8 protein-coding genes and 1 pseudogene are annotated in these 5,882 nt (G+C 58.8%); 7 read left to right on the forward strand and 2 right to left on the reverse strand.

Going from position 1 to position 5,882, the window contains the following annotated elements; translation table 11 throughout:
* The first annotated feature begins 362 nt into the window (after positions 1-362).
* Both E5J99_RS20530 and E5J99_RS20535 read left to right on the forward strand, forming a co-directional pair.
* Positions 363-1,169: an IS5 family transposase gene (locus E5J99_RS20530; RefSeq protein ID WP_135499681.1), complete on the forward strand. Its 807-nt coding sequence runs from the start codon at positions 363-365 to the stop codon at positions 1,167-1,169.
* Positions 1,170-2,087: 918 nt separating this feature from the next.
* Positions 2,088-2,390 (forward strand): hypothetical protein, encoded by a 303-nt coding sequence (locus tag E5J99_RS20535; RefSeq protein WP_135499682.1) that lies wholly within the window; start codon positions 2,088-2,090, stop codon positions 2,388-2,390.
* On the opposite strand, the gene E5J99_RS20540 is transcribed toward E5J99_RS20535, so the two are convergent.
* Positions 2,381-2,953, reverse strand: a complete 573-nt coding sequence (locus tag E5J99_RS20540; protein WP_135499683.1) for a hypothetical protein — start codon at positions 2,951-2,953, stop codon at positions 2,381-2,383. The genes E5J99_RS20535 and E5J99_RS20540 overlap by 10 nt on opposite strands.
* Before the next feature lie 59 nt (positions 2,954-3,012).
* On the opposite strand from E5J99_RS20540, the gene E5J99_RS20545 reads away from it, so the two are divergent.
* The 5 genes from E5J99_RS20545 (at position 3,013) to E5J99_RS20560 (ending at position 5,466) form a co-directional block, all read left to right on the forward strand.
* On the forward strand, positions 3,013-3,165 hold the full coding sequence (locus E5J99_RS20545; protein WP_167852269.1) for an integrase core domain-containing protein: 153 nt from the start codon (positions 3,013-3,015) through the stop codon (positions 3,163-3,165).
* Between the two features lie 130 nt (positions 3,166-3,295).
* Positions 3,296-3,646: a helix-turn-helix domain-containing protein gene (locus tag E5J99_RS20550; protein ID WP_394345959.1), complete on the forward strand. Its 351-nt coding sequence runs from the start codon at positions 3,296-3,298 to the stop codon at positions 3,644-3,646.
* A 44-nt stretch (positions 3,647-3,690) separates the two neighbouring features.
* Positions 3,691-4,041 (forward strand): hypothetical protein, encoded by a 351-nt coding sequence (locus E5J99_RS21680; RefSeq protein WP_210114501.1) that lies wholly within the window; start codon positions 3,691-3,693, stop codon positions 4,039-4,041.
* On the forward strand, positions 4,007-4,237 hold the full coding sequence (locus tag E5J99_RS21685) for a hypothetical protein (RefSeq protein ID WP_245319155.1): 231 nt from the start codon (positions 4,007-4,009) through the stop codon (positions 4,235-4,237). The genes E5J99_RS21680 and E5J99_RS21685 overlap by 35 nt, the downstream gene beginning before the upstream one ends.
* 284 nt (positions 4,238-4,521) lie before the next feature.
* Positions 4,522-5,466, forward strand: a complete 945-nt coding sequence (locus tag E5J99_RS20560; RefSeq protein WP_135499686.1) for an IS481 family transposase — start codon at positions 4,522-4,524, stop codon at positions 5,464-5,466.
* A gap of 137 nt (positions 5,467-5,603) precedes the next feature.
* On the opposite strand, the pseudogene E5J99_RS21530 reads toward E5J99_RS20560, so the two are convergent.
* Positions 5,604-5,882 (reverse strand): annotated as a pseudogene (locus tag E5J99_RS21530) (hypothetical protein); the annotation flags it as partial.

Below are 5,882 nucleotides of genomic sequence, written 5' to 3' on the forward strand. Positions count from 1 at the left end.
CGGGTGAAGGCTTCCAGGGCGGCCTGGGCGGCGGCCGGTAAGGCAAAAGGGATGATTGGTCGGGCCATAGCACCCTAACCGCAAGAACCTGTATTCTGTTAATCAACTTGCCTGACTAAGCACTAGTAGTGAAGCTGTTTAGGCAGTAGACTCGTTCCTGAATAAAGCGAAACGAAAAAGAACGTCCTGCTCATCTGGCGTCCGCTTGTCGAAGCATCTCTACCGCAGTGGTAAGTAGCATCGCGGTAGAGATGCTTCGACAAGCGGACGCCAGATGAGCAGGACAGCCAAATGTTAGCATCGGTTCCTACTTCAGGAACAAGTCTAGAGCCTGTTATGGACTGGTGCGTTAAATTAAGGGTGTGGCACAGCAAGTCGGGTACCCCAGTGACGTAACAGATGCGGAATGGGCGTTTGTGGCGCCGTATCTGGCCTTGGTGCGGGAAGATGCACCGCAGCGCCAGCATTCGCTGGGCGCCCTGTTCAATGCCGTGCGGTATCTGGTTAAGACCGGCTGCGGCTGGCGCTACCTGCCTCACGATCTGCCGCCGTGGCCAACGGTGTACCAACAGTGGGCGCGCTGGCGCGACAACCGCTGTTCCGAGCATCTGCTAGCCGATTTACGCGAGCTGGCTCGCGTGCTGGCCGGCCGGCCGGCCGAGGCCACGGCCGTGATTCTGGACTCGCGCACGATCCAGACTACACCCGAAAGCGGGGCGCGGGCGGGCTACGATGGGGCCAAAGGGCGCAAAGGCAGCAAGGTGCATGTAGCCGTGGACACGCTGGGTCATCTGCTGGCTGCTGTGGTCACCCCCGCCAACGAACCGGACCGCGGGCAGGTGGCGGCCCTGTGTGAACAGGTGCAACGCGTCACGGGGCAGAAGGTGCAGCTTGCCTACGTAGATCAGGGCTACACGGGCGAAGAAGCCGAATATGCCGCCGCAGTACATGATATTGATTTACAGGTTATTGCCAAGCCGCAAGGCCAGGCCGGTTTCGTGCTGCTGCCGCGGCGCTGGGTCGTGGAACGTAGTTTTGGTTGGGCGGCGCGTTTCCGACGCTTGGCCCGCGACTACGAACGCTTGGCGCGGACAATGCAGCAATTTCACTTCCTCGTCTTCGTTTCCCTCCTCTTAGCAAAAACCGCTTTTCAGCCTACCAGTCCATAACAGGCTCTAGTCGCTAAAATCCCATAGAACGTCATGTCGACCATTCTGCGCATCAAGCGGAGAGGAGACATGACGTTCGGCCGACTTCCCAAACAGCTTCAGTATGTGCACTGGTTATCAGGCGATGTTCCATTGGGTGTTGCTGCGCGTACCGAAGGGAAATATGTCCTGTTTCTGCCCAGCCTTGTGAGACTACCTCAAGGTGTGCTCCTCGCCCTCCAGCCAGGGAAACTTCATTCCATTGGGCGGTTGGTATCGGTAATGCCCCCGATGGTGTATTATTCTTTGTTGAAGATTTGTGCGAGTATACCTTTAAATCAACAACAAAATCTAATACCCACAAGAGACATAAATCTATTCGTTGTTTCTCTGTCCTAATGATGGAATAGTGTCGTGCAATGTGAGGTGATAAATTGAAAATAAAGAAATTGAATGTGTTGTGTATGAGTTTTTTTAGTTAAAAATATTTCCCCAAAAATTTAAAAAAAACGTCATGAAAAGAATTAGTGATATGTATCTTTCTGTTGATACTTGCGAATTTAACCTATTTAATGAGCGTGAATTAGCCATGGTATTAGACGGTGGCGATGAACGAAATATGGATTTCCTGAATCAAGGCCTATTTGCCGACGACGACGACCTACTAGACGATTAGCAAAATCTTGTTGACTGAGCGAGCTGCGTTCAGGGCGCGGGCTACGGAGCAACGATGTGCCAAGAATACACTCGGCTTGCTTTGAATGCCGGGAAAACTTGCCTTTCTCTTCTGATGCTTTGGTAGCATGGCGTTGCCAAAGCACGCCTAATGGACGGGTTGGTACGCCAACAACGCCGAGTACAGAGGTCGTCTAGCTAACGCGACCAGAGTGAGGTGGCCCAGTAAAAACGGACAGCGAGAAGTCTTAACTTTCGTTGCCTATGACCGAAAAAATGAATTTTGGAGGAAGCCCCTCCACCCGAAAAAATACACGCCGGCGTTCAATGCCGAGTGCGTACGCCAGGTGGCCGCTGGGGGCCCGGCAAACGGACGTGGCCCGCGCCCCGGGCATGTCGCTGGCGCTGCTAGGCCGCTGGCAGCGGCAGGCGCTGGAACAGGCCGTGCCCAGTAACGCCGAACGCGCGGAAATGGAGCAATTGCGCGCCGAGCTCAAGCGCGTGAAAATGGAGCGCGATATTGTAAAAAAAGTCGTGACCATCTTTGCGCAAACTCCTCAAACATGAGTCGTTACCAGTTCATCGAGGACTGCACGGAGCCGTGGCCCGTGCAGGTGCTTTGCCGCTTGTTGGCCGTGAGCGCAACTGGCTATTACCAGTGGCGGCAGCGGCCCGCCGTCGTCCCGGTGCTCTGGCACGCGGCCGCCCATGCCGCCTTTACACGCCCTGCCCGCCGCTATGGTGCCCGGCGGTTGCGGGCCGAATTGCGCGCCGAAGGCCACGCGGTGGGGCGCTACGCGTTGCGTGCTTGACTGCACCACCTGGGCCTGCACGCGCTGAGCACCCGTCCGCAACGGCCCCGCACGACCGTGGCCGACCCGGCCGCCGTGGTGGCCGAAAACCGACTGCTCGGCCAGCCCGCTCCCACCGCCCCAGACCCAGGTGTGGGTGGGCGACATTACGCACTTGCCCTTGGTAGGCGGGCGCTGGGGCCACCTGGCCACCTGGCGCGACGCCTGCTCCCGTCGCATGGTGGGCTGCTGGCCGCGCAAATGCCCACTGAACTCGTGCTCACGGCCCCGGAACAAGCCCTGACCCTGCGACAGCCCGCCCCAGGCGGGACTACTCATACCGACCGCGGCAGTACACCAGCGCCGCCTGCCGCGCCCGCATCGACCAAGCGGGGGCCGTGCCTAGCTTCAGCCGGCCGGGCAACCCCTACGACAACGCCCAGGCCGAGACCGGCTGGAGCACGCTCAAAACCGAGCTGCTGTCCCACGGCACCACCTTCGCCTCCCTCGAAGAAGCCCGGTTGGAAGTGGCCCGTTACCTCGACGAGTAGGTTGGAGGAATTAGTTTGCATTAAGTATTTTCTTTGCGGTGTGAGTCGAGTGAACACCCCGATTTTGGATGAATTGGCGTGAGCAGCGCTGGAGCACACGTACAAAACGAGCCCGAGTCACGCGCTTCGGCTGCGGTGTCAGCTCGTGTTGCTCAAGGCCGACGGCCGTACTTCGCAGGACGTGGGGCGCGTGGTGGGCCTGTGCCACGTGAGCGTGAGTAGTTGGACGAAGCGCCACCGGGAAGCAGGCCTTGAGGGCTTGAAAACCAAGCCTGGCCGCGGCCGCAAGCCGCGGCTTGCCGTGGCGCAGGACGAAGCCGCCGTGCGGGCCGCCGTGCAAAGCAACCGCCAGCGCATCACCCTGGCCAAGGCCGCGTGGGAGGCCCAGCGGGCCAGTGGCAGCCCGGCCGTGGGCCGCGACACGTTCTGCGCTTTTTTAAAAGCCTTGGTGGCCGATTCAAACGCATCCGTCGCCGGATAAAAGGCCGGCCCGACCCCGTGCGCTACGCCGCCCGATACGAGCGGTTGGCGGAACTCGAACGCCTGTCCCGGGCGGGCCAGTTGACGCTGCGCTACGGCGATGAGTCGCACGTATGCAGCGAAGGCCACGTGCCCTACGGCTGGCAATTTCCCGGCGAAGGCGTGTTCATGGCGGCTCAGAAAGGGTTTCGTCTCAACTGCTGGGGGCTGTTTGGCCGCGACAACCAGTGCCGCAGGGCCACGAGCACGACCAGCATTACGGCGGCCTTCGTCGTCGAAGAGCTGGAGCGCCTCTCGCTGCAGCTGCCGCGGGCCGACCGTCGTGGTGCTCGACAACGCCAGCATCCATACGGCCGCCATCGTGCAGCAACGGCGGGCCGGATGGGAAGCACGTGACTTGTACCTGTTTTTTCTGCTGCCCTACTCGCTCCACCTCACCATCGCCGAAACCGTCTGGCGCCACCTAAAAGGCGGCTGGCTTCGGCCCGAGGACTACCGCAGCACTGATGAGCTGGCCTATGCCACCAACCGCTGCCTGGCTGCCTTTGGCAAAGAACTGCGCATTCGATTCAGCCCTTTTAATGAAAACTAATTCTTCCGACCTACTTACCTACTTCAACCTTGACCGTCGCCACTCCGCCCTGGGCTACCGCCCGCCCCATCAATTTGAACAGGAATTCAAAACAAACTTACCTTAGCTCACTGTCCGTTTTCACTGGACCACCCCACTTAAGCCCATAAGCAAGAGTGATAAGCATGCGGCAGTAAGTACTCAAGCAAAAGTAGCCGTAGCAAAAAAGACGGTGATGCTTGATCTAGGTGTATAGTCCCAGGAAGTAGTGGTATGGTCTTTACGTCCGAAGTTCGTCAGCATCTATGGGACAAATACTTCACGGCAGCGCCCGGACAACTCCGGCAGTACGGCGCCTTATCCAACAAAGCCCGGAAAGCTTACAAAGCTTAGCCACCCGGCACGGGGTCAACCCCAAAACGGTCGCCAAATGGCGTAGTCGGACGACCACGACCGACGTACCGATGGGTCCCAAACCGGCCTCGACGGTGCTCACGGCGGCGGAAGAGGCCATGGCCGTGGCCTTTCGCCAGCACACGCAGCAGCCCCTCGATGACTGCCTCTACGCCTTGCAGGAAACGATTCCCCCCTTCTCCCGCTCGGCCCTGCACCGCCTCTTCCAGCGCCACGGCATCAGCCGGCTGCCCGCCTCGGAGCCGGCGGAAAAGAAAAAGAAATTCAAGGACTATCCCATCGGCTACCTGCACGTGGATTTTGCCGAAGTCCACACCGAAGAAGGCAAGGTCTACTTATTTGTCGCCAGTGACCGCACCAGTAAACTGGCCTTTGCCGAGTTGCAGCTACGGGCCACAAAGATGCTGGCGGCAGACTTCCTGCGCCGCGTGCTGGCGGCTATTCCGTACAAGGTGCACAAAGTGCTGACCGACAACGGGACGCAGTTTGGTAACCTGCCCCACCAAGTGTATGCCTGGCGGCACATTTTCGACCGCGTGTGCGACGAGCACGGTATCGAGCATCGCTTCACCAAGCCCGCTCACCCCTGGACCAACGGCCAGGTCGAGCGCTTCAACCGCACTATCAAAGAAGCGACTGTGAAGCGGTACCACTACCAAACCACCGAACAGCTCAACGAGCACCTGCAAGCCTTTGTGCTGGCCTACAACCACGCTAAACGCCTTAAGCGCCTGCGGGGCAAAACACCTCACGAATTCATTTGCCAACAATGGCTCCTGAATCCCACTATCTTTATCCGTGACCCCACCCAGCTCACTTTGGGACTATACACCTAGCGCCCGCTTGTCGAAGCATCTCTACCGCTAAACCAACCTGATTACTTTGGCGGTAGAGATGCTTCGACAAGCTCAGTATGACGTTCTAAATTCAGTACGCTTACTTCTGCACGACTACTTAGCTCTACTTTGGCAGGTTAAGGGGCGTGCGGCCGGGGGTGCTTGGGGGTATTAGCTCGTGCCCGCTGGTGCACGGCAGCCAGTAAGGCATCATCTTGGTGGAGTAGGTTTTGTAGGTTTTGCGCCAGAATGAGCTTAAGGCTGGCGAAAGACAAGTTAGGCAGGGCCTCCCGTTCGCGCAACTGCGTGTCGAGCAGCAAGTGCAGGGCCATCGTCGTCAGGGCCACGTGGTGCTGCCAGGCAGGCCAGGAGCGCGTTTGGTTCTGGTGCAGGCCCAGTTGCTGCTTGGCTTCCTG

This window comes from Hymenobacter elongatus, assembly GCF_004745955.1.
Lineage (GTDB): Bacteria > Bacteroidota > Bacteroidia > Cytophagales > Hymenobacteraceae > Hymenobacter > Hymenobacter elongatus.